This window comes from Parahoeflea alexandrii, assembly GCF_027214025.1.
Taxonomy (GTDB): domain Bacteria; phylum Pseudomonadota; class Alphaproteobacteria; order Rhizobiales; family Rhizobiaceae; genus Hoeflea; species Hoeflea alexandrii_A.
Genome location: NZ_JAPWHB010000003.1, coordinates 542,897 through 563,609, shown reverse-complemented (window position 1 = coordinate 563,609; position 20,713 = coordinate 542,897). Strand labels below are relative to the sequence as shown.

General features: G+C 62.7%; 19 protein-coding genes. 5 read left to right on the top strand and 14 right to left on the bottom strand.

The genetic code is table 11. The features are described from left to right. Positions 1 to 13: 13 nt before the first annotated feature. On the bottom strand, positions 14 to 2,362 hold the full coding sequence (locus O4H62_RS13160; protein ID WP_269388421.1) for a xanthine dehydrogenase family protein molybdopterin-binding subunit: 2,349 nt from the start codon (positions 2,360 to 2,362) through the stop codon (positions 14 to 16). Positions 2,363 to 2,558: 196 nt separating this feature from the next. Next, positions 2,559 to 3,050: a (2Fe-2S)-binding protein gene (locus tag O4H62_RS13155; protein WP_269388419.1), complete on the bottom strand. Its 492-nt coding sequence runs from the start codon at positions 3,048 to 3,050 to the stop codon at positions 2,559 to 2,561. Between the two features lie 525 nt (positions 3,051 to 3,575). On the opposite strand from O4H62_RS13155, the gene O4H62_RS13150 reads away from it, so the two are divergent. The 3 genes from O4H62_RS13150 (at position 3,576) to O4H62_RS13140 (ending at position 6,758) form a co-directional block, all read left to right on the top strand. Beyond that, positions 3,576 to 4,625, top strand: a complete 1,050-nt coding sequence (locus O4H62_RS13150; protein WP_269388417.1) for a TRAP transporter substrate-binding protein — start codon at positions 3,576 to 3,578, stop codon at positions 4,623 to 4,625. A gap of 283 nt (positions 4,626 to 4,908) precedes the next feature. Continuing rightward, positions 4,909 to 5,439: a TRAP transporter small permease gene (locus O4H62_RS13145; RefSeq protein ID WP_269388415.1), complete on the top strand. Its 531-nt coding sequence runs from the start codon at positions 4,909 to 4,911 to the stop codon at positions 5,437 to 5,439. Continuing rightward, a complete protein-coding gene (locus tag O4H62_RS13140) occupies positions 5,436 to 6,758 on the top strand; it encodes a TRAP transporter large permease (protein WP_269388413.1) in 1,323 nt (440 codons plus the stop codon). Before O4H62_RS13145 ends, O4H62_RS13140 begins: the two co-directional genes overlap by 4 nt. Positions 6,759 to 6,792: 34 nt before the next feature. Here O4H62_RS13140 and O4H62_RS13135 read toward each other — a convergent pair whose 3' ends face one another. Genes O4H62_RS13135 through O4H62_RS13120 form a run of 4 tightly spaced genes read right to left on the bottom strand, consistent with a single transcriptional unit; the run spans position 6,793 to position 10,233 of the window. Next, the gene (locus tag O4H62_RS13135) at positions 6,793 to 7,797 is read right to left on the bottom strand and encodes an Ldh family oxidoreductase (protein WP_269388411.1); all 1,005 of its coding nucleotides are present in this window, start codon (positions 7,795 to 7,797) and stop codon (positions 6,793 to 6,795) included. Then, positions 7,794 to 8,726, bottom strand: a complete 933-nt coding sequence (locus tag O4H62_RS13130; protein ID WP_269388410.1) for a hydroxyacid dehydrogenase — start codon at positions 8,724 to 8,726, stop codon at positions 7,794 to 7,796. The genes O4H62_RS13135 and O4H62_RS13130 overlap by 4 nt, the downstream gene beginning before the upstream one ends. Before the next feature lie 26 nt (positions 8,727 to 8,752). Beyond that, positions 8,753 to 9,934, bottom strand: a complete 1,182-nt coding sequence (locus O4H62_RS13125; RefSeq protein ID WP_269388409.1) for a UxaA family hydrolase — start codon at positions 9,932 to 9,934, stop codon at positions 8,753 to 8,755. Between the two features lie 11 nt (positions 9,935 to 9,945). After that, positions 9,946 to 10,233 carry a UxaA family hydrolase gene (locus tag O4H62_RS13120; RefSeq protein WP_269388408.1) on the bottom strand — a complete coding sequence of 96 codons (288 nt, stop codon included), beginning with the start codon at positions 10,231 to 10,233 and terminating at the stop codon, positions 9,946 to 9,948. Between the two features lie 105 nt (positions 10,234 to 10,338). Here O4H62_RS13120 and O4H62_RS13115 point away from each other — a divergent pair, with 105 nt between their 5' ends. Next, positions 10,339 to 11,100: a GntR family transcriptional regulator gene (locus O4H62_RS13115; protein ID WP_269388406.1), complete on the top strand. Its 762-nt coding sequence runs from the start codon at positions 10,339 to 10,341 to the stop codon at positions 11,098 to 11,100. A gap of 3 nt (positions 11,101 to 11,103) precedes the next feature. Here the strand turns inward: O4H62_RS13115 and O4H62_RS13110 are convergent, their stop codons facing one another. Then, complete coding sequence (locus tag O4H62_RS13110; RefSeq protein ID WP_269388404.1) at positions 11,104 to 12,189, bottom strand: Gfo/Idh/MocA family protein; 1,086 nt, start codon at positions 12,187 to 12,189, stop codon at positions 11,104 to 11,106. Positions 12,190 to 12,216: 27 nt separating this feature from the next. Further along, positions 12,217 to 13,605 carry an L-fucose/L-arabinose isomerase family protein gene (locus O4H62_RS13105; protein ID WP_269388402.1) on the bottom strand — a complete coding sequence of 463 codons (1,389 nt, stop codon included), beginning with the start codon at positions 13,603 to 13,605 and terminating at the stop codon, positions 12,217 to 12,219. Between the two features lie 52 nt (positions 13,606 to 13,657). On the opposite strand from O4H62_RS13105, the gene O4H62_RS13100 reads away from it, so the two are divergent. After that, positions 13,658 to 14,242, top strand: coding sequence for a histidine phosphatase family protein (locus O4H62_RS13100; protein ID WP_269388400.1), 585 nt, complete (start codon positions 13,658 to 13,660; stop codon positions 14,240 to 14,242). A gap of 14 nt (positions 14,243 to 14,256) precedes the next feature. Here the strand turns inward: O4H62_RS13100 and O4H62_RS13095 are convergent, their stop codons facing one another. The 6 genes from O4H62_RS13095 to O4H62_RS13070 all read right to left on the bottom strand — a co-directional run bounded on the left by O4H62_RS13095 (position 14,257) and on the right by O4H62_RS13070 (position 20,713). Then, positions 14,257 to 15,291: a tagatose 1,6-diphosphate aldolase gene (locus O4H62_RS13095; RefSeq protein ID WP_269388398.1), complete on the bottom strand. Its 1,035-nt coding sequence runs from the start codon at positions 15,289 to 15,291 to the stop codon at positions 14,257 to 14,259. After that, positions 15,282 to 16,187 (bottom strand): PfkB family carbohydrate kinase, encoded by a 906-nt coding sequence (locus O4H62_RS13090; RefSeq protein WP_269388396.1) that lies wholly within the window; start codon positions 16,185 to 16,187, stop codon positions 15,282 to 15,284. The genes O4H62_RS13095 and O4H62_RS13090 overlap by 10 nt, the downstream gene beginning before the upstream one ends. Before the next feature lie 306 nt (positions 16,188 to 16,493). Then, positions 16,494 to 17,570 (bottom strand): TRAP transporter substrate-binding protein DctP, encoded by a 1,077-nt coding sequence (gene dctP / locus O4H62_RS13085; protein ID WP_269388612.1) that lies wholly within the window; start codon positions 17,568 to 17,570, stop codon positions 16,494 to 16,496. Positions 17,571 to 17,700: 130 nt separating this feature from the next. Then, entirely contained in the window at positions 17,701 to 18,990 is a 1,290-nt protein-coding gene (locus tag O4H62_RS13080; RefSeq protein ID WP_269388394.1) for a TRAP transporter large permease, read from the bottom strand. A 3-nt stretch (positions 18,991 to 18,993) separates the two neighbouring features. Further along, on the bottom strand, positions 18,994 to 19,581 hold the full coding sequence (locus O4H62_RS13075; protein WP_269388392.1) for a TRAP transporter small permease: 588 nt from the start codon (positions 19,579 to 19,581) through the stop codon (positions 18,994 to 18,996). 121 nt (positions 19,582 to 19,702) lie between these two features. Then, positions 19,703 to 20,713, bottom strand: coding sequence for an aldose epimerase family protein (locus tag O4H62_RS13070; RefSeq protein ID WP_269388390.1), 1,011 nt, complete (start codon positions 20,711 to 20,713; stop codon positions 19,703 to 19,705).

Below are 20,713 nucleotides of genomic sequence, written 5' to 3'. Positions count from 1 at the left end.
CTGCCTCCCTTTCCTACTGAGCCGACCGGAGCGCCGCCCAGACCCGCTGGGGGGTCGCAGGCATCGTCAGGTCATTGTTGCCGATTGCATCGGTGATGGCGTTGATCAACGCCGGCGGCGAACCGATGGCGCCGGCCTCGCCGCAGCCCTTGATCCCGAGCGGGTTCGACGGGCAGGCGGTTTCCGTGGTCGAGACCTGGAACGACGGCAGGTCGTCGGCGCGCGGCATGGTGTAGTCCATGTAGCTTGCCGTCAGCAGCTGGCCGGTTTCCGGATCGTAGTGCGCGCCTTCCAGCAGCGCCTGGCCGATGCCCTGCGCCAGCCCGCCATGCACCTGGCCTTCGACGATCATCGGATTGATGATCTTGCCGAAATCGTCGGCGGCGACGAACTGGATGACCTCGGTCTTTCCGGTTTCCGGATCGACTTCCACCTCGCAGATGTAGCAGCCGGCCGGGAAGGTGAAGTTGGACGGATCGTAAAACGCGCCCTCCTTCAACCCCGGCTCCATGCCTTCGGGCATATTGTGCGCGGTGTAGGCGGCCAGCGCCATCTGGAACCACGGCACGCTCTTGTCGGTGCCTGCGACCTTGAGTTCGCCATTCTCGATGACGATGTCGCTCTCGTCGGCTTCCATCAGGTGAGCGGCCAGCTTCTTGGCCTTGAGCTCGACCTTGTCGAGCGCCTTGACGACCGCCGACATGCCGACAGCGCCCGAACGTGAGCCGTAGGTGCCCATGCCCATCTGCACCTTGTCGGTGTCGCCATGGACGATGGAGACGGTGTCGATCCCGACGCCGAAGCGTTCGGCGACGAGCTGGGCAAAGGTGGTTTCATGGCCCTGGCCATGGCTGTGCGATCCGGTCAGCACCTCGATCGTACCGACCGCGTTGACCCGCACTTCAGCCGATTCCCAGAGCCCGACGCCTGCGCCGAGCGACCCCACCGCGGCCGATGGCGCAATGCCGCAGGCCTCGATGTAGCAGCTCATGCCGATGCCGCGCAGCTTGCCGCGGCTCTTGGCCTCGGCCTTGCGGGCCGGGAACCCGGCATAGTCGGACGCCTTCATCGCCGCGTTGAGCGAAGCGTCGTAATCGCCCGCGTCGTAGCACATGATCACCGGTGTCTGGTGCGGGAACTCGCGGATGAAGTTGTTTTGCCTCAGTTCCGCGGGCGTCACGCCCAGTTCACGCGCCGCCGTCTCCATCACCCGCTCGAGCAGGTAGGTCGCCTCCGGCCGACCGGCGCCGCGATAGGCGTCCACCGGGACGGTGTTGGTATAGACAGTGCGCACATTGGCGTGAATCGCCGGAATGTCGTACTGGCCGGACAGCAAGGTGGCGTAGAGATAGGTCGGCACCGAGCTCGAGAACAACGACATGTAGGCGCCGAGATTGGCGATCGTGTCGACCTTGAAACCGGTGATCTTGTTGTTGGCGTCAAACGCCATCTTGATGGTCGAGACATGGTCACGGCCATGCGCGTCGGTCAGGAAGGCTTCGGTCCTGTCCGAGTTCCACTTGACCGGAACGCCGGTGCGCTTGGACGCCCACAGGCAGACGATCTCTTCGGGATAGATGTAGATCTTCGACCCGAACCCGCCGCCCACGTCGGGCGCGATCACCCGGAGCTTGTTTTCGGGCGCAACATTGTAGAACGCGCTCATCACCAGACGGGCGACATGCGGGTTCTGCGAGGTGGTCCAGACGGTGTAGTGATCGTCCCCCGCGTCATAGACCCCAAGGGCCGCGCGCGGCTCCATCGGGTTCGGGACCAGTCGGTTGTTGATGATCTTCATTTCGGTGACATGCGCCGCCGAGGCAATCGCCGCATCCGTGGCGGCAGCGTCGCCGATCTCCCAATCGTAGATCAGATTGTTCTTGGCTACCGGATGCAGCTGCGGCGCGCCGTCCTTGAGCGCTTCCACCGCGGTCGTCACCACCGGCAGCGTCTCGTAGTCGACAACGACGGCCTCGGCCGCATCGCGCGCCTGCGCCTTGGTGTCGGCCACCACGATGGCGACCGCGTCACCAACATAGCGGACCGTCTCCTGGGCCAGCGGGCGCCACACGCCCATGTTCATCGGACTGCCGTCCTTGGAATGGATCATCCAGCCGCAGATCAGGTTGCCGACCGCATCCTCGGCCAGCTGGTTTCCGTTGAGAATGCCGATCACGCCCGGCATCTTTTCAGCGGCCGATGTGTCGATACTCTTGATTTTCGCGTGAGCGTGCGGCGAACGCACGAAATGGGCATGCTTCATGCCCGGTACCACCATGTCATCGGTATAGCGGCCCTTGCCGGTGATAAACCGCTTGTCTTCCTTGCGCGCCACGCGGGCGCCGATGCCTTCCATTCCCATGTCTCAAACTCCTCCGTTTGGGTGATGGAGAAAAGCCGGTACGGAAATCCTGGGTCGTGGCGCCGGATCGCGATCTCGAACCTGCAAGGGCAACCGATGTATTGCGGCCCCTGCAATTCGGATCTTCAGTCCGCTGACCACCTCTCGTTCATTCCCGGTATCCGCCGCTTTCCGCCATTGCCTGTTCAGGCATTGCCTATTCAGCTGCGACCTTGGCGCCCTCGCCCATCTTGGACGCGGCATCGAGCACTGCTTTGACGATGTTGTGATAGCCGGTGCAACGGCAGATGTTGCCTTCCAGCTCCTGCCTGACAGTCTTCTCATCGAGCTGGCCGTCATGACGCTGGATCATGTCGACGGCCGACATGATCATTCCGGGGGTGCAGAAGCCGCACTGCAGGCCATGATGCTCGCGGAATGCCGCCTGGACCGGGTGCAACTCGCCACCGGAAGACAAGCCTTCGATTGTCACCACCTCCGAGCCGTCAGCCTGCGCAGCCAGCATGGTGCACGATTTGACCGCCTTGCCGTCGACATGCACCACACACGCCCCGCACTGGGACGTGTCGCATCCGACATGGGTACCGGTAAGTCCGAGATTTTCACGGATGAACTGGACCAGAAGGGTCCGATCCTCGCATTGGCCGGAAACGGCTCGCCCGTTCACGGTCATCGATACATTCGCCATAGAATTCCTCCCTGGGGTGTTGCAAACCTCTCTCACCCTCCGGCCATCATTTTCCTTTTTTCAAAAAGGATCAACAGTTAAACTTGGAATAATCCGTCAACCGCTACCTGCAAAACCACACCATCCGGGATCATGTCACGGCGGGAGGCGAGCCAGCCGTTGCACCCGCCGGCCCAGTCGGTCGGCAGCCTCCGGCACGACAACTGTCGTGGCCGGTGATATCCCGCCCGGCCCGTCGATTCGAACGCCGATGAAGGGCGCTAAAATTTGTTGTGCTGCAGAACAATTCCCTCTATAAACTATCTGGGCAAGAAACTAATTTGATCCGGAGGAGCCATCGGACCGACAATCGCGCGGTTGCCCCGCAATACCGGGAGTGACTTCCGATATGCGCCGTGAAATAAGATGTTCCGCTGTGGTCAGGTCCCGCAGGAGCTGGATCAGGCCCTATGCAGTTACATAAAATCCCCCTAGTTTCCGGGGGGACGCGGACTTGTCTCCGCACAATCATTCTGGGAGGATACCATGAAGAAACGCAATTTCCTGAAATCCGCTGCCGTGGCAGCGCTCGCCCTGTCCGCAATGGGCGCATCATCGATCGGTGCGGCTGCGCAGGAAGTCACCCTTCGCATGCACCAGTTCCTGCCGGCCCAGGCGAACATCCCGGCCGGCGTGCTGATTCCCTGGGCGGAAAAGATCGGCACCGAATCCGGTGGCCGCATCAAGGTCGAGGTGTTTTCGGCCATGTCGCTCGGCGGCACGCCTCCCCAGCTGATGGACCAGGCCCGCGATGGCGTTGTCGACATCGTCTGGACTCTTCCCGGCTACACCCCGGGCCGCTTCCCCAGCGTCGAGGTGTTCGAGCTTCCCTTCACCATGACCAACGCGGAAGCAACGTCCCGGGCTTATTGGGACCTGTTCAAGTCGGACATGGAAGCCACTGAATTCAAGGGCATCAAGATTCTCGCCACCTGGGTCCATGGACCCGGCGTCATTCACTCCAAGGGTGAAGGCATCCGCAAGCTCGAGGACATGCAGGGCAAGAAGATGCGCGGCCCGACCCGCGTGATCAACGGCCTGCTTGCCGAACTCGGCGCCGAGCCTGTGGGCATGCCGGTCCCGGCAATTCCGGAAGCCCTTTCCAAGGGCGTGATTGACGGCACCGTTATTCCCTGGGAAGTCACACCGGCACTCAAGGTTGCCGAACTGGTCGACACCCACACCGAGTTTTCGGGTGATACGGCGCTTTACACCGCCGCCTTTGTTCTGGCCATGAACCAGGCCAAGTACGACAGCCTTCCTGACGACCTCAAGAAGGTGCTCGATGACAACACCGGTGCGGAATTCTCGGCCTACGCCGGCAAGACCATGGCCGATTTCGACGCACCAGGACGCAAGATCGCCGAAGCCACCGACAATGACATTGTCGTGCTGGACGAAGCAGAGGTAGCCCGCTGGAAGGCGATCGCCGAAACCGTTCGGGACAACTGGTTCGAGGAAATGGACGCCAAGGGTATCGATGGCGAAGCGCTTTACGACAAGGCACAGGCACTGATCGCCAAGTACACCAAGTAACAGGGAAACCTTCGGCTTCCGGCGGGGCTTGTCTGCGAAGACCAACCCCGCCGGAACCGTATCAAGACCAATAATGGGGGATATGAGAGCCAATCCTGCCGCGCTCGCCCGATCAAGGTGTGCGCTGATTGGCGACCAGAACGGCATCCAGGATATCTTGGGCGGACCAACCGGAAGCATCAGCTCTTTAAAAGCCTTGGCTGGTCCGTCACACGCACTTACTGGTATCCGTCATTAGATGTCCGCAGTGGCGCGTGGCCGTGGCCCGCCCGGGAGGTTTGAAATGTTTGACCGGATTGACCGACTGATGCGGTCGCTTGCAGCTTTCCTGGCCATATTGGGCGGCCTGGTACTGGTCGCCGTGATCCTGTCGACCGTTGCCTCGGTGACAGGACGCGCCCTGCTCTGGATCGGGCTCGGGCCCATCCGCGGTGATTTCGAACTGGTGGAACTCGGCACCGGTTTTGCGGTTTTCGCCTTTCTTCCCTGGGTTCAGATCAACCGCCAGCATGCATCGGTGGAGATCCTCACCATGCATCTGGGCGACAGCGCCAACAGGCTGATCGATGTTGTCGCCGATCTGCTGATGTTCGCCATCGCGCTGCTGCTCGCCTGGAAGCACTGGGACGGCACGCTTGACAAACTGGCCTACGGCGAGACCACCTTCATCATTCAATACCCGGTCTGGTGGGCCTATGCGTCAGGCCTGATAGGCGCGTTCGGCTTCGTCCTGATCAGCTTCTGGTGCGTGATCCTGAGCGCCAGGGCGCTGCTGACAGGCCAGAGCCAGTCCCATGGAGAGACGGTACATTGACCAATATCGACATCGCCCTCCTCTCCTTTCCCGTTCTGCTGCTGCTGATCTTCCTGCGCATTCCGATCGGCCTTGCCATGCTGATCACCGGGATCGGCGGCAGCTATTTCATCAACGGCTCGTTCCTGATGATATTCGCCCAGCTCAAGAACCTGACCTGGGGCACGTTTTCGAGCTACTCGCTTTCGATCATTCCGCTGTTTCTGCTGATGGGTCAGTTTGCCACGCTCGGCGGCATGTCGCAGGCCCTGTTCAAGGCGGCTGAAACCTGGATGGGACACAGGAAGGGCGGCGTCGCCATGGCAGCTGTCGGCGCCTGCGCCGGATTTGGCGCGATCTGCGGTTCGTCGCTGGCAACTGCGGCGACGATGGGGCAGGTCGCGCTGCCCGAACTCAAGCGCTACGGCTATTCCGGCGAACTGGCGACCGGTGCGCTCGCCGCCGGCGGCACCTTGGGAATCCTGATTCCGCCATCGGTTATCCTGGTCATCTACGCCATCCTGACCGAGCAGAACATCGCCAAGCTGTTTGTCGCGGCCTTCATTCCCGGCATTCTTGCCGCACTCGGTTACATGATCGCCATCGCCATCTATGTCAGGCTCAAGCCCGGCTCTGCCGGTCAGCGCGATCGCGCCCCCTATTCCGAACGGTTCCGCAGCCTGATCGCGGTCTGGCCGGTGCTGCTCGTGTTCATCGCCGTGGTCGGCGGCATCTACGGCGGCATCTTCACCCCCACTGAGGCCGCTGCCATCGGCGCCTTCGGCACCGGAGTGATCGCACTGGTCAATCGCGGCCTGAACCGCTCGACCCTGATGAGCTCTATCCTGGCAACCGCCAGCGCGACCGGCATGATCTTTCTCATTGTCTTCGGCGCCGGGGTCTACAACGCCTTTCTGGCGCTCAGCCAACTGCCGCAGACGGCCGCCGCCTATGTCGGCGGCCAGGGCTTCAATCCCTGGCTGGTGATGGTCGCGGTACTGCTGCTCTATCTGGTCTTCGGCTGCATCATGGACTCGCTTTCGATGATCCTGCTCACCGTTCCGATCTTCTTCCCGATCATGTCAGCGCTCGACTTTGGCCTCAGCCCTGAGGAATTCGCCCTCTGGTTCGGCATCATCGTGCTGATCGTCGTGGAAGTGGGGCTGATAACGCCGCCGGTCGGCATGAACCTCTTCGTCATCAACTCGATGGCCAAGGACACGCCCTTGTCCGCCACCTATCGCGGCGTGTTTCCCTTCGTCATGACCGATATTATCCGCGTCGCCATCCTGACGATGTTCCCGGCCATTACCTTGGTGGCCGTCAGGCTGCTTTACTGACGGCGGGGCTGATTAGCCCCGGAACCGCGCCGGTTCATGTTCCGATGGCGCGGATGGCTGCCGCCAGTGCGGCATCCACCGGAATTCCGTTCTCGAGCAGATCCGTGCGGATCTGCTGACGGCGGCGGCCGGGCAGCCGCGCACCCTCGGTGCCGGCAACCATGTCGGCCATCAGCGTCATCCGCTCCGCGCCACCCGGTCCGAACGCATCCGGGTCGATCGCGATGATCGCCTGCCCCGTACCGGGCGGATCGCCCTTGTCGTCGAAGAACGACGTGGCCTGCCAGGCATAATTGGCCCCGGTCAATCCGGCGCAGAGAAGCTCCACCATCAGGGCAAGCGCCGTTCCCTTGGCATCGCCGAGCGGGATCATCGTTCCCGCCATCGCCGCCTTGGCGTCAGTGGTGGGCTGCCCTTCCGGATCGAGCGCCCAGCCTTCGGGGATCGCCTCGCCCTTCTGGGCCGCAGCCATGATCTTGCCGCGCGCCACCTTCGACAGCGAAATGTCCACAACCACCGGCGCGCCATCACTCAACGGAGCCGCAAAGGCGATGGGATCGGTGCCGAACAGCGGACGCCGCCCGCCCCAGGGCGCCATGGCCGCCGGCGCGTTTGCAACCATCAGCGCCGCGACGCCACGTTCGGCCAGCGCCTCAACGATCACGCCCGCAACGCCGCAATGATGTGAACGGCGGATGCCGGCAATGGCAACGCCTTGGGTTTTCGCGGCTTCGGGCAACCAGTCGAGCGCCAGGTCCATCGCCGGGTAGGCGAAGCCGTTTCCGGCATCGATCGCCAGGGCGCCCGGCCTTGTCTGCTCCGCCTTGGGAACGGCGAAGCCGTCGACCTTGCCGGCTCGCGCCTGGGCCGAATAGGCCTCGACGCGGCGCAGGCCATGGCCGTTCTGACCCGCAAGTTCGGCCGCCAACAGCGCGCGCGCCACCGAAGCCGCATTCTCGGACGAAGTCCGGCTGCGCGTCAGTGCCCCGGTAATCAGCTCGGTGACGGCCTCCGGCATCATTGTCAGCATGTCGCTCATGCCTTGTTCCCCAGCGCTTCGAGCACCTTGTCGGCGATCAGATGACTGACCCGCTCGTTGGATTCGCCCGTCACCCCGGCAATGTGAGGCGTGAGCACGAGATTGTTGAGATCCTTGAACTTGGCCCCTGCTTCCGCCGTCAGCGGTTCGGTCTCGAACACGTCGAGCGCCGCCCCGCCGAGCCGGCCCGCCTTCAGCGCCTCGGCAAGCGCCGCCTCGTCGAAGATGCCGCCGCGCGCCGCATTGATCAGGATCGCATCCGGCTTCATCCGCGATAGCGCCGCGGCATCGATCATGTTCCGCGTCGCATCGGTCAGCGGCGTGTGCAGAGAAATCACGTCGCTGAATTCCAGCACGCCGTCGAGCGACACGTTGCGGGCGATTTGCCAGCCCGGATGATCCGCCATCAGATAGGGATCATAGGCCACGATCTGCATACCCATCATGTGCGCCCGCCAGGCCACTTCCCGGGCGATCGAGCCGTAGCCGACGAGACCGATGGTCTTGCCCGCCAGTTCGCGCCCCATCATCGATTGGCGCGGCCAGGCGCCCGAGGCCACTTCCGCCGATCGCATGAAGGCGCCGCGCAGCAGCATCAGCGCCGAGGTGATCACATATTCGGCCACCGACAGGTCATTGGCTCCTGTTGCCGGGATGACGGCGATCGAGCGCGCCTTGCAGGCCGCGACGTCGATGTTGTCGAGCCCGACACCCAGCCGGCCCACCACGCGGAGCTTCGGTCCCATGCTCAGGAGCGTCTCGCGCACCTGGGTGCGATTGCGCACGATCAGCGCCCGCGCCGATGTTAGCTGATCGTGCAGCGCCGCCGGGTCGTCGACCAGTTTCGGATCGTAGAGGGTATCATATGCCTGGACGAGGCGGCCGACCGCCGCCTCGTCCATGAATTCGGTTATGACGATATCTGCCATGACAACTCCGCCTTTTCCCTTCCGGTTTAAGCGGAACGATAGAGCTTTGTCATGGAGAATTCGCGATGACCCAGCGCTTCCGCCGCGGTGGCCCGTCCGTTCGATGTGCGGATGATCATCTCGATCAGCGCATCGCCCGCCTCGTCGATGGTCATTTCGCGTCTCAGGATCCCCGAGACATCGACATCGACATGCTCGCCCATGGTCCGGACGGTACGCGGGTTGGCGGTGATCTTGATCACCGGCACGATCGGGTTGCCGATCACGTTGCCCTGGCCGGTGGGGAAGGTGTGAACCACATAGCCACCGGCCGCCATCAGCGTCACGCATTCAGCCGCGGCCGAGGACGAATCCATGAAATACAGCCCCTTGCCCGACTTCGGCGCTTCCGCCGGATCGAGAATGTCGATGTATTTCGAGGTCCGGCCGATCTTTTCCAGGTTCCCGAGAGCCTTTTCCTCGATGGTGGTCAGGCCACCCTCGATATTGCCCTTGGTCGGCTGGCTGTCGGACAGGTCGTCGGTCTGGTGGGCGAAGATGACGTCGTCCTGGTAGGCCTTCCACATCTTGTACCAGCGCTCGCCGACTTCCTCGTTGATCGCGCGGGCCTTGCAGATATGCTCGGCGCCGGTGATCTCTGATGTTTCACCGAAGCAGCCGTAGATGCCCTCGGGGAGCAGCTTGTCGTACATGTTGCCCACCGTCGGGCAGGACCCGAGGCCGGTCGTGGTATCGCTCTCGCCGCACTTGGTCGAGACCCACAATTCCGAGATCGAGCACTCCTCGCGCTGCAGCTCGGAAGCGAAATGGACATATTCCTTGGCGACCCGCGATGCGTCCATGATGGTCTTGAGGTCGCCGTTCTGCTCGATCGAGAAGCCGGTGACCGGTTTGCCGGTAGCGGCGATGCCGTCGACGATCTTCTTGGTCCAGCCCGGTTCGATGCCGATCACCACCACGGCCGCCACGTTCGGGTTTGCCCCGGTGCCGATCATGGTGCGGAAATGCAGGTCCAGGTCCTCACCGAACTGCAGCCGGCCATAGGCGTGCGGCAAGGCCAGCGTACCCTTGATGTTGTTGGCCACCGCCTCGCAGGCCGCATTGGAGATGTCGTCGACCGGCAGGATGACGACGAGATTGCGGACGCCGACCCGGCCATTCTCGCGCCGGTAGCCTTGAAAGGTCATGTTTGAATATTTCGATGCCATGATGAGGGCTCCTACCAGCGCTTGGTTTTCAGGTTGTGGGTGTGGACATGAGCGCCCTTGCCGACATCGGCGACGAATTTTCCGATATCCTCGCCGTACTTGATCGCCGTATCGCCCGACTTGATGTCCTTGAGCGCGATCTTGTGGCCAATCGGCACATCCGCGTTCGACACAAGTTCGAAACTTGAATTGTCATGGGTGACGACACAGAGCATCTTGGTGCCGGCCTTCAGGCCTTCGACAACGACGACGCCGACATTGTCTGCGTGGTCATGAACTAGCAAATGGGGGGTGGTCACGTTTGTCCTCCAATGTGGATAAGGTGTAATCTATTGGCGTCCTACGGACAGGTCTTATATAAGACATAAGATATGGTACGAGCAAAAAGTCAACCGGGGCAGAGCATGGAAAAGAAAAATCAGGTGCTGGAAACGGCCGAATCCGGCACTGGTGAGGCAATCGGTTTCAAGCCGCTCTATGCCCAGGTCCGCGAACGGCTGATGCGCCGCCTGGTCGAAGGCGCCTGGTTGCCGGGCATGTTGCTGCCCAGCGAGATGGAACTGGCGCGCCAGCTCAATGTCAGCCAGGGCACGGTGCGCAAGGCGCTCGATTCGATGACAGCCGACAATCTGCTGCTGCGCCGCCAGGGCCGTGGGACCTATGTCGCCGAGCCCGAGGAAAGCCGGATCATGTTCCAGTTCTTCCGGCTCTCACCGGACGAGGGCAGCCCGAGCTTTCCCGATTCGCAGGTGCTCAGCACCGGAACCGCCAAGCCAACGAAGACTGAAAAGGAAGCCCTCGGACTGGAGGATGCGGATGAGGTCATCCGCATCGAGCGTATCCGCTCGCTGTCGGGCCAGCCGATCCTGATCGAGACTATTACGTTGCCCTCGAACCGGTTTCCCGACTTCGATCACCTGACGATCATCCCCAACAACGTCTACAGGCTTTATTCCGAGCGCTGGGGCATCACCATCGGCAGCGCCGAGGAACGGCTCAAGGCCATTGCCGCCAGCGCCCGCGACGCCGCAAAATTGGGCTGCGAAAATGGAGAGCCGTTGTTGCTGATCAGCCGCTTGGCCCGTGATCTCGAAAACCGTCCGGTCGAATTGCGCTGGTCGCGCTGCATAACCCGGGAAATCCATTACGCGGTCAACCTGCGCTGACCGTCAGAGGCTGATGGCAGCTCCGGTTTTTGCCGATTGCTCAGCGGCCAGCCCGATGCGCACCGCCTTCAGTCCGTCCTCGAGAGAAACCCCGGGCACGCCGCCGTTGCGGATCATCGCCAGGAACTTCTGGTGCTGGAAGAAGGTCGACCCATGGTGATCGCCGACCGCCAGGATCGCGGCATCGACATCGACGATCTCGCGGTGTTCGCGCTTGGTCGCGCGCGGCGACAGCACGAACTCCGAATGCCGCTCCTTGCCGTCGGGCGAGAACCGGGATGGCCCCGGCACGAACGCTTCGGCCTTGGCGATGTCGCCGGTCACCGCGATCGCTTCCTGCCAGTTCGAACCTTCGGCAAACATGCACAGATCCAGCATCGCGCGCAGGCCATTGTCGAAATCGACCACCACGAACGCGTTGTCGAGAATGTCCGGGCGCTTTCCGTCATATTCCTCGTCGCGGAAATTGACGTCGGCATTGCCCGACGCATAGATGCGGACCGGCTCGGCCTTGGCGATCAGCCGCATCAGGTCGAAGAAGTGGCAGCATTTCTCCACCAGCGTCCCGCCGGTCTTGGCCTCGAAGCGGTTCCAGTCCCCCACCTTCTTCAGGAACGGAAACCGGTGCTCGCGAATCGATATCATCCGCGGCACGCCGGTTTCTCCCGAATGCACCGCCTCGATCAGGCGCTGCACCGGCGGGATGTAGCGGTATTCCATCGCCACCCACACATGCGACGACCGCCCCTTGGCAAGCTCGAGGATGTCCTCGCAATCGGCAAGCGTCGTGCACAGCGGCTTTTCCACCAGTATGGGCAGATCCGCGGGCAGCGCGTCCTTCAGGATCCGGTGATGCAGGTGATTCGGCGCCGAGATCACCAGCGCATCGCAGAGCCCCGATTGCAGCAGTGCGGCATGGTCGGTGAATTCCGCGCACCCCTCGCCCGCCATGTGCGCGGCGCTCGAGCGCATCCCTTCGTCCGGGTCGCACACCGCCGTCACGCGAGCCCCCTCGAGAAGCCCGATCGTGCGGATATGCTCCTGCCCCATCATGCCCGAGCCGATGATGCCGTATCTGATGTCTGTCATGGCAAAGCCCTGATGTTGGGAGAAACCCTAGAGATGGATCACCGGCAGGCCGGCAGCAGCAGCAAAGCTTTCGAGCGCCCCGACATGATCGCCATAGGCAAGCGCCATGTGATGCTCGAGCCCGCTGTCGATGACCCGCGCGAGCACGTCTCGCGCCGGGCGCTCGAACTGCACCACGCCGGACGTGCCGGTGAAGGCCATGTCGCGCTTGAGCATCTCGCCGCGGGCGATGATCAGGCTCTGACGCCCTCGCGCCTGGCTCAGCCGGACAAAGGTGACCGGTCCGGACTTGAGCGGAAACTCGAACAAAAGCGGCATCTTGCGGTTGGTGTGGATCGTCGCCCGGGCGACGGCGTCCGGATCCGCCATCGAGATCGGCGCCTGGCCGCAATGCCAGACCACGCCGGTGTCATCGCTCGGATCCAGGTCAACCAGGTCGACCAGAAACACCGGTTGGTCGCTTGCCGCCTGCAACAGGAGCTGCGTCGCTGCCCCATAGACATCGGCCTCGCAGGCGCAGGGCACGCGGCCCTCGCCCATCATCGAGGCCGGGCCGCAGACCGCTCCACCATATTCGGTGAAAGTCTCCGGCCAGCAGCGGATGGCGAAGGCATCGAAACCGCCCTCGGCCTTCATGCCGTCGAGCGCCAGCTTCAGCCTGAGCGACCGGTCGAGTTCCGTCTGGTTGACGTCGTCAAGTCCGGCGAGATTTTCCGAAAGCGTCATCCTGAGCCGCCTTGCCGCCGGTTCCGGCGCTGCCCGCGCCCGGTCAAACAGATCCGCAAGCTCGAACCCGGTCACGGTCATTCCGGTCAGATCTGCAAGACGGCCACTGTCATAGGCGCAGGTGTCGAACCCGTCCGGATGCGCGCCGATCCGGGCAATGCTCTTGCCGCGCAAGCCATCCAGCAGGGCGTCGCCATACTTGGAGTCTGCACCGGCTTTCTGCGGGATCAGGGGGCGAACCATCGGCTCTTCCGCCAGCAGCGCCTCGATACCCGGAGTATGGGGAGCCGCGTATCGCCAGGAAAACAGCCTTCCCCTGAGCCCCAGCGCGTGCGAGGCGAGATTGAGCCCGCAGAAGGCATTGAGCCGCAACCGGCCGCCGAGCCGCGGCTCGGGAACCGCCCAGATCGCCAGCGGCTCGGCGAACGTGTCCGCGATGCGGCAGGTCATAGCGGCATCGGTGAAGGTGAGCTGCAGGATGAGAATGCGGTCCGGGTTTTCGGCCTTGATGTCCGCGATCGCCGCTTCGGTGGCGACGGCATCCATCAGCAACTTTTCGGACCCGACCAGCCGGTGGCCGGTGGCCCTCAGATCGGCGAGCATGCCGCCGAGCATTTCCTCGGCGAATTCCACATCGAAGGTTGGCCGCCCCAGCGGCAGAACGCCTATGGTGAGAGTTTCACCGGACATTGACATTCCCCCTTACATCACCGGGTAAAAACACTAGATTGCAGGTATGAAATTGAACCTGCGACGTTGGCCGGCGGCCCTCTTCCTCGCGGTGGCGATCCTTGCCATTGCCCCTCCCACTCAAGGCGCGGCCACCGAGGCCGCTTGGGCCCGTCTGGCGCAGGGCGGATACACGATCCTGCTCGGATACTCGCGAACGCCGGGTGGCGGCGAACCGCTCAGGCCGGATCTCGGCGATTGCGAAAACCGCAAGAGCCTGACCGACCGGGGCATCCAGGAGGCCCGCCGCATCGGCATGCGGTTCGCGGCCCGCGCCGTCTCGATCAGTGCGGTCTATTCCGGCGAATTCTGCCGCGCCACCGAAACTGCGGGACTGGCGTTTGGCCGCAGACAGGTCGAAACCAGGGCCTATCTCAATTCGATCGTCGGCGGCGCCGATCCTGACGTGATCCCGGACGAACTGATTGCCGCGGTCGAGGAATTCCAGGGCGCAGGCAACCAGCTGATGGTCACCCACCCGGCGCTGATCCGCGCCATCTCGGGCACCACGCCGCGCGAAGGCGAGGCTGTCATCATTGCGCCGGGCGCCAACCCGGGCGACAAGCCCCGGGTCGTCAATCGCCTGCTGCTCGACTAGATCCGGGCGCTGCATCAGCCGAAATCGCTGTAGCCGTGGCGGAAGCTCTGGTCGGCGGGCGCGAACCGCGCGCCTTCCGCACCAAACACCGGGTGCTTGTCCCAGGGAGTGGCTGCCTGATCGGTAAGCGCATTGAGATCCTGCATGTAATCCACCGAGCCGGTCTCCAGCCCCAGACGCATGGCGTTCCAGTCGGGATACAGCCCGAAGGGCTCGAGCCAGATCGCCCTGCCTGCGAGGTAACCCGAGGCCCCGGCTTTGTAGGCGTGGGCGAGGATGTTGCGGAACTCGGCCTTGCCGGCGCCCGCCGACAGCATCACCCAGGGCCGGCCGGCAAGCCGTCCCATCTCGTCGAACGCCGCCTGCACCTCCGCGTCGCCACCTTCCGGAACATCCTTGGCGGCAACCGGGCTCTCGAGCTTGAACACGTCGATACCGAATTCGGGCACGGCAAAATCCGCCACCGATTGCAGCACATGGTCGGTGCGCTTGCCGGTCATCTCGACGTAATCCGTGGTCTGGTGTGCATCGCTCGCCAGAGGATAGACCAGCAGCTCGAACAGGAACGGAATGTCATAGCGCGCGCAGGCCTCGCCGACCCGCCTAGTGAAATCCTTCTGCTTCTGGCGGATGTGTTCGGGTGCATCGGGCCGGTACCAGGCCAGCACCTTGACTGCATCGCCGCCCATCCGCTTGATCTTGGCCACCGACCAGTCATCGATCTCGCTCGAAAGCCGTCCATCCGGCGTTTCCTCGAAAACCGAATCCTCGAGCGTCACAATCAGCCCTTTTGTCGGTGAAAGCTTGCCGATACCCTTGGGAATCGCGAAATGCGGATCAAGCAGCATCGCCGAAGATTGCCCCTGCAGGGTTTCGATCAGCAGGGTCTTGAAGGCTGCAACCTCCTCCCACGGGGCTTCGGTCACGCCGTGGTGCCTGGCGATCGGCCCCTTGATCGGCGGCCGCTGGTCGACAGCCGTCATCTTGAACAGTCCACCGTCGTCGGCCATGCGGCGCATGCCCCATAATTTGCCTGCGCTCAGCTGCATGACGGCGTCTCTTTCATGAAGGATTCGGTTTCTGCACGTGTCGGGTAGCCGGCACGGCCATTGGTCCGGGTGCATTTGATTGCCGCCACGCCGCTGGCGAAGCGGATCGCTTCGGGCGGCGACGCGCCCTCGCCGAGCCGGAGCGCGAACGCACCGTGCCAGACATCGCCGGCGCCCAGCGTATCAAGCGGCTTGATCGCAAAAGCCGGTTCGAAACCCGACGCCAAGCCATGCCGCCAGGTCACGCCCTTGGCGCCGTCGGTGACGCAGACGAAAGCTCCCGTTTCAGCGGCCACATCGGCCAGCGCCTTTTCGAGATCGTCGTGTTGCGCCCAGTCACGCAATCCCTGCGCCGAAAAGGCGACATGGCTCGCAAGGTGAAGTGCCGCTTCGGCTTCTCGGATCGGCGCCTCTCCGTCGAGAATGCCCGGCAGCCCGCGTTCCCGCGCCACCCGCATCAACACCTCGGCCCCGTCCGGCCATCTCGTGTCGGCCAGTGCCGCATCGAACTGGCCCGGAAGCGCTGCCTGCAGCCATCCGGCATCCATCGGCAAGTCATGATCGCGGAAATTAACGATCTGCCGCTCGCCCGCCTTGTCGATGAACACCGAGGAAAAGGAGGAGCGCCGCCCCTCGAACCGCCGCAGCATGGAGCAGTCTACCCTGTCGGCCTCGAGACCGGCGACGATCATGTCCGCGACCTGGTCCGATCCCAGCCGGCTCGCAAGCATGGCATGTCCGCCCAGCCGGGCGATCGCGGCCGCGGCATTGGCGGCGCCTCCGCCGCCGGTGATCTCGGCGCCATTGGCCCGGTATTTCTCGGCCAGCCTCGGCATCTCGTCGAGAAAGAAGACGAAATCCACCACGGCCACACCGGCGGTCACGATTTTTGTCATTGCAGATACGCTTCCAAGACGTGGCTTCCAGCAGGCGAAAGAGATCCGCCATCAAGTGACTTTATCAAGTCTTATATAAGACACAAGACAGAATCGGCTACTTTGCCGACTCACAAGGCGCCAGCCCGGCAAGGGCTCAATCGACCGGCAATCCACTCGACACCGTGACCGGACGAGATCCGCCGCGCCAAGGTGATGGCCGACCACCATCGACCCCGGATGTATCCGTTCCGGTGACAGATGGAGACAGAAAGGCCGCCCGGTGACAACCGGACGGCCCGCATTCGAGGCTCTTTCACAAGGACCTTACTGCATGTCCTTCATGGCACCGCCGTCGATCATTTCGGATGCCTTCGCGGCTTCGGCGACCAGCAGGTCATAGAAAGTGGTCCCGCCCTGGACGTTGGTCTTGAACCATTCGAACACCGGAGCGGCAGCTTCCTTGAACGCGGCCTTTTCCTCCATGGTCGGCACATAGACCGAACCGCCCACGGCCGCGAACTCCTTGTAGGCTTCGATGGACTTGCGTTTCGGCGAAGCGAAGGTCGCCTGCTGCAGGGCGGCGAAGCCATCGACCACGACGCGGCGCAGGCCCTCGTCCAGGCCCATGAACCGCTCATTGTTCATGTACCACAGGGCGCCCATGTAGGAATGACCGTCAAGCGTGAGATATTTGAGCCCCGCATCGGGGAACTTCATGCCCATGATGTCGGTGATGCCGTTCTGCGTGCCTTCGACCACGCCGGTCTGGAACGAGGTAAACAGTTCCGGCCAGGGGATCGGGGTCGGTGAAGCTCCCATGGCCCGGACCAGTTCCTGCGGCAGATCGGCCACCACGGTGCGGATCTTCAGACCTTCCAAGTCGGCCGGCGAGCGAACTTCCCGCTTGGTATTGGCGAAATTGCGCCAGCCGCCGGTGTTGCCAATCGTCATCAGGCGGATCATGCCGCCGGAATCGGCGAGCATCTGCTCCCGCATCGCCCGCACGAAGGTGCCTTCGGTCAGCACGGCTTCCGCGATCCGATCATCACGCAGCAGGTAGGGCAGATCAAGCACCTGCACGTAAGGGAAGATCCCCGAGGCACCGCCGGATGTGGAGATGTAGATGTCGATCGATCCGTCGGCGATGCCCTGAAGGCATTCAGCACCCGTGGAGCAGAGTTGCGTGCCGATGAAGAGTTCCACTTCGATGGCGCCGTTCGAGGCCTTCTCGACATAGTCCTTGAAGACGATCAGGCCGTCATAGTCCTCGTCATTCTCGTTCGAATTGGCCGTCGCGCGCAGCTTGATGTCGGCAGCCTGTGCCGCCGTGATCATGCCGCCTGCAAGGACCGACAGCCCCAGCGCCGCTGCGGTCAGTGTCTTCAATGCCTGTTTTACTATCATGGATGATCCTCCCTTTTTCCTGCTTCCCGGCAGTAGTCTTATATAAGATACAAGATTGACGAGATCCCTGCTCTTGTCAACCGCATGCATCGCGCCTCGCCTGCCACATTCCGCACGTCCCGAACCCTCATCGCGCAAAGCCGAACAGCTGCGGCACGAACAGCGAAATCTGCGGGATGAAGGTGATCATGAAGATCACCGCCACTTCCACCAAGAGGAACGGCAGGATCGCCTTGGCGATGGTTTCCACCCGTTCGCCCGACACGCTTGAGGTGACGAACAGCACCAGCCCCATGGGTGGCGTTGCAAGCCCCACGGTCAGATTGACGCTCATGATGATGGCGAAGTGCACCGGGTGAACACCGAGATCGGTGAAGATCGGTCCGAGGATAGGCCCCAGGATGATGATCGCCGGCCCCGCATCGAGAAACATCCCGACAATGAACAGGAGCACATTGATCAGGAACAGCAGCATGTACGGATTGTCAGACAGGCCAAGAATGAAATTGGCCAGGATCTCCGGCGTGTGCGACAGGCTGACAACGGTCTTGAACGCCATCGCGGCGCCGACCAGAAGCAGCACCACCGACGTGGTCATCGCCGCCTTGGTCAGCACCTTCGGCAGATCGGCCCAGCCCATGGTCTTGAGAATGAACAGCGAAACGATGAAGGCGTAGACCGCGGCCACGGCGGAAGCTTCCGTCGGCGTGAATACGCCGCCCAGGATGCCGCCCAGAATGATCACCGGGGTCAAAAGCGGGAAGAACGCTTTCAGGCTGGCCTGGCCGCGCTCGGGCCAGGTGGCCCGCCGGGAGGCCACCGGAAAGTCGTGCTGCTTGGCCATGAAGGCCACGACCAGCATCAGTCCGACACCGACGAGGACACCGGGTACGATGCCTGCAAGAAACAGTGCCGCCACGGACTCGCCCATCACGTAGGCATAGATGATCATGATCCCCGATGGCGGGATGATCGGCCCGATCACCGACGAGGCCGCCGTCACCGCGGCCGCAAATTTCCGGGTATAGCCGTTCTTCTCCATCGCCGGAATGAGCATCGATCCCAGCGCCGACACGTCGGCCACGGCCGAGCCGGAAAGGCCCGCGAACAGCATCGAGGAGAGGATGTTGACATGCGCCAGGCCACCCTTGAGATGGCCGATCATCGCCTGGCTGAACTCGACGATGCGCATTGTGATGCCGCCGCGGTTCATCAGTTCGCCCGCCAGCATGAAAAACGGGATCGCCATCAGCGGAAACGAATCCATCCCGGTGTAGACGTTGCGGTAAAGCAGTGCGATGTCCCGCTCCTGGCCGTTGAACCAGAGCAGCAGGCCCGGGGCCGCGAGCATGCCGAAGAACACCGGCAGGCCGATCATCAGGAAGATCAGGAACAGCGGCAGGAAGAAGAACAGCATGGCCTACTCCACCGCCACGATGAAGCGGTCATGATCCTCGGGCAGTTCCACCTCCGGGTCGATGAGATGCGCGATGGCCTTGAGGCACAATTCAATGTTGACCAGGATCATCAACAGCAGGCCGACAGGCAGCGACATGTACATCCACGCCAGCTTGATCCGCACCAGTCCCAGCCCCAGAAACTCGAGCGGCAGCTTCAGCGAACTCGAGTTGAACAGCCAGCCGGAATTGACATGATTGAGGCCAAGCCTGAACCCGTAGACGAGCACGACCAGCGACAGCGCCAGCAGCACCAGGCCCAGAAACGCGCCGATCCGCACCGGCAGCATGTCCTTGACCATTTCGATGGAAACGAAGCCGCCCCAGCGATAGGCGGTGGGCGCTATCAACGCCGTCATCCACAGCATCAGGAAGCGGGCTCCCTCGTCCGGCCAGGCCAGCGCATTGCCCAGAACGTAGCGGAAAACCACCTGCAGGATGATGATCAGCACCATCAGGCCCATCGCCACCCAGGCGACGTTGCGGCCCATGCGCAACATGAGGGTGTTGAAGCCCGCCAACGGCTTGAGCACCGCCAGTAAAACCGTCATGGTCACGCTCCTCCCCAGAGCCGACAGCCGGAACAGGTCGGCAAGTCTTATATAAGACCTGTGCTATGGGCTTCTATTTTGGAGCGCCTGTCAAGACGGGAAATTACGCTCGTACCCGTCTTCAGCTGCTGATGAACACATGCTCGGTATGCTGAACCAGCTTCTCGCCCGGCCTGAGCACCGCGCCGGCAAAACCCGGATGGTTGGGACTGTCGGGCCAGCTCTGGGTTTCAACGCAGAAGCCGGCGCAGGCCGAATAGGGTTTTCCGGTCAGTCCGGGAACCGACGGATTGATCTTGAAGCCGGTATAGAACTGGAGCCCAGGCTCGGTTGACCGAAGCTCCATGGCGATCCCGGAACGCATCGACCGCGCCAGTGCAATGGTCCGGACCGGCTGCCGCTCGGTCGACAGGCAAAAATTGTGGTCATAGGCCACCTGCCCATCCGGGCCTTCCCGGCGGATCGGCCGCAGTTCACGGAAATCGAAATCTGTGCCCGCCACGTCGCGGATCTCGCCGGTGGGGATCTGCTCCGCATCGACCGGCAGATAATGATCTGCCGCAATCATCATTTCATGTTCGAGGATATCGTCGGCATCGTCGAGGGTGAAATAGCTGTGATGTGCGATGTTGGCGAGCGTCGGCCGGTCGGTGACGCTGGTATAGGTGATGGCCATGCCGCCCCCTGGCCGCAGCTCATAGCGGGCTTCGATCTTCATGGTTCCGGGATAGCCCGACTGGCCGTCCGGATCGACAATTGAAAAAACCGCGAAATCGCTGCCGTGGCTTTCGAGCGTCCACAGCCGCTTGGCAATCCCGGCGCTGCCGCCATGCAGATGATTGATGCCGCGCTCGTTGCATTCGAGCTGGTAGCTGACCCCGTCCAGCACAAAGCGCCCGCCGGCAATCCGGTTGGCGTGCCGCCCGGCCGTCTGTCCGAAGTAGGGTGAGTGGAGCGGATAGCTCTCGAAGTCGGGGAAACCCAGCGTCAGCGGCGCTGCATGACCTTCCAGCCGGAGATCCTGCAGGGTCGCACCCCAGGTCATGATCTTCGCTGTCAGCCCACCGCCTCCGATCGTCACCCGGTGCACGGTCTCGCCATCCGCGGTCTGGCCGAAAGCTTCAATCGTCAT

What these genes read in the sequence shown, in the direction of transcription:
- O4H62_RS13160 (WP_269388421.1), bottom strand. Translation starts at nt 2,362, where the DNA reads ATGGGAATGGAAGGCATCGGCGCCCGCGTGGCGCGCAAGGAAGACAAG.
- O4H62_RS13155 (WP_269388419.1), bottom strand. Translation starts at nt 3,050, where the DNA reads ATGGCGAATGTATCGATGACCGTGAACGGGCGAGCCGTTTCCGGCCAA.
- O4H62_RS13150 (WP_269388417.1), top strand. Translation starts at nt 3,576, where the DNA reads ATGAAGAAACGCAATTTCCTGAAATCCGCTGCCGTGGCAGCGCTCGCC.
- O4H62_RS13145 (WP_269388415.1), top strand. Translation starts at nt 4,909, where the DNA reads ATGTTTGACCGGATTGACCGACTGATGCGGTCGCTTGCAGCTTTCCTG.
- O4H62_RS13135 (WP_269388411.1), bottom strand. Translation starts at nt 7,797, where the DNA reads ATGAGCGACATGCTGACAATGATGCCGGAGGCCGTCACCGAGCTGATT.
- O4H62_RS13130 (WP_269388410.1), bottom strand. Translation starts at nt 8,726, where the DNA reads ATGGCAGATATCGTCATAACCGAATTCATGGACGAGGCGGCGGTCGGC.
- O4H62_RS13125 (WP_269388409.1), bottom strand. Translation starts at nt 9,934, where the DNA reads ATGGCATCGAAATATTCAAACATGACCTTTCAAGGCTACCGGCGCGAG.
- O4H62_RS13115 (WP_269388406.1), top strand. Translation starts at nt 10,339, where the DNA reads ATGGAAAAGAAAAATCAGGTGCTGGAAACGGCCGAATCCGGCACTGGT.
- O4H62_RS13110 (WP_269388404.1), bottom strand. Translation starts at nt 12,189, where the DNA reads ATGACAGACATCAGATACGGCATCATCGGCTCGGGCATGATGGGGCAG.
- O4H62_RS13105 (WP_269388402.1), bottom strand. Translation starts at nt 13,605, where the DNA reads ATGTCCGGTGAAACTCTCACCATAGGCGTTCTGCCGCTGGGGCGGCCA.
- O4H62_RS13095 (WP_269388398.1), bottom strand. Translation starts at nt 15,291, where the DNA reads ATGCAGCTGAGCGCAGGCAAATTATGGGGCATGCGCCGCATGGCCGAC.
- O4H62_RS13090 (WP_269388396.1), bottom strand. Translation starts at nt 16,187, where the DNA reads ATGACAAAAATCGTGACCGCCGGTGTGGCCGTGGTGGATTTCGTCTTC.
- O4H62_RS13080 (WP_269388394.1), bottom strand. Translation starts at nt 18,990, where the DNA reads ATGCTGTTCTTCTTCCTGCCGCTGTTCCTGATCTTCCTGATGATCGGC.
- O4H62_RS13075 (WP_269388392.1), bottom strand. Translation starts at nt 19,581, where the DNA reads ATGACGGTTTTACTGGCGGTGCTCAAGCCGTTGGCGGGCTTCAACACC.
- O4H62_RS13070 (WP_269388390.1), bottom strand. Translation starts at nt 20,713, where the DNA reads ATGACGATTGAAGCTTTCGGCCAGACCGCGGATGGCGAGACCGTGCAC.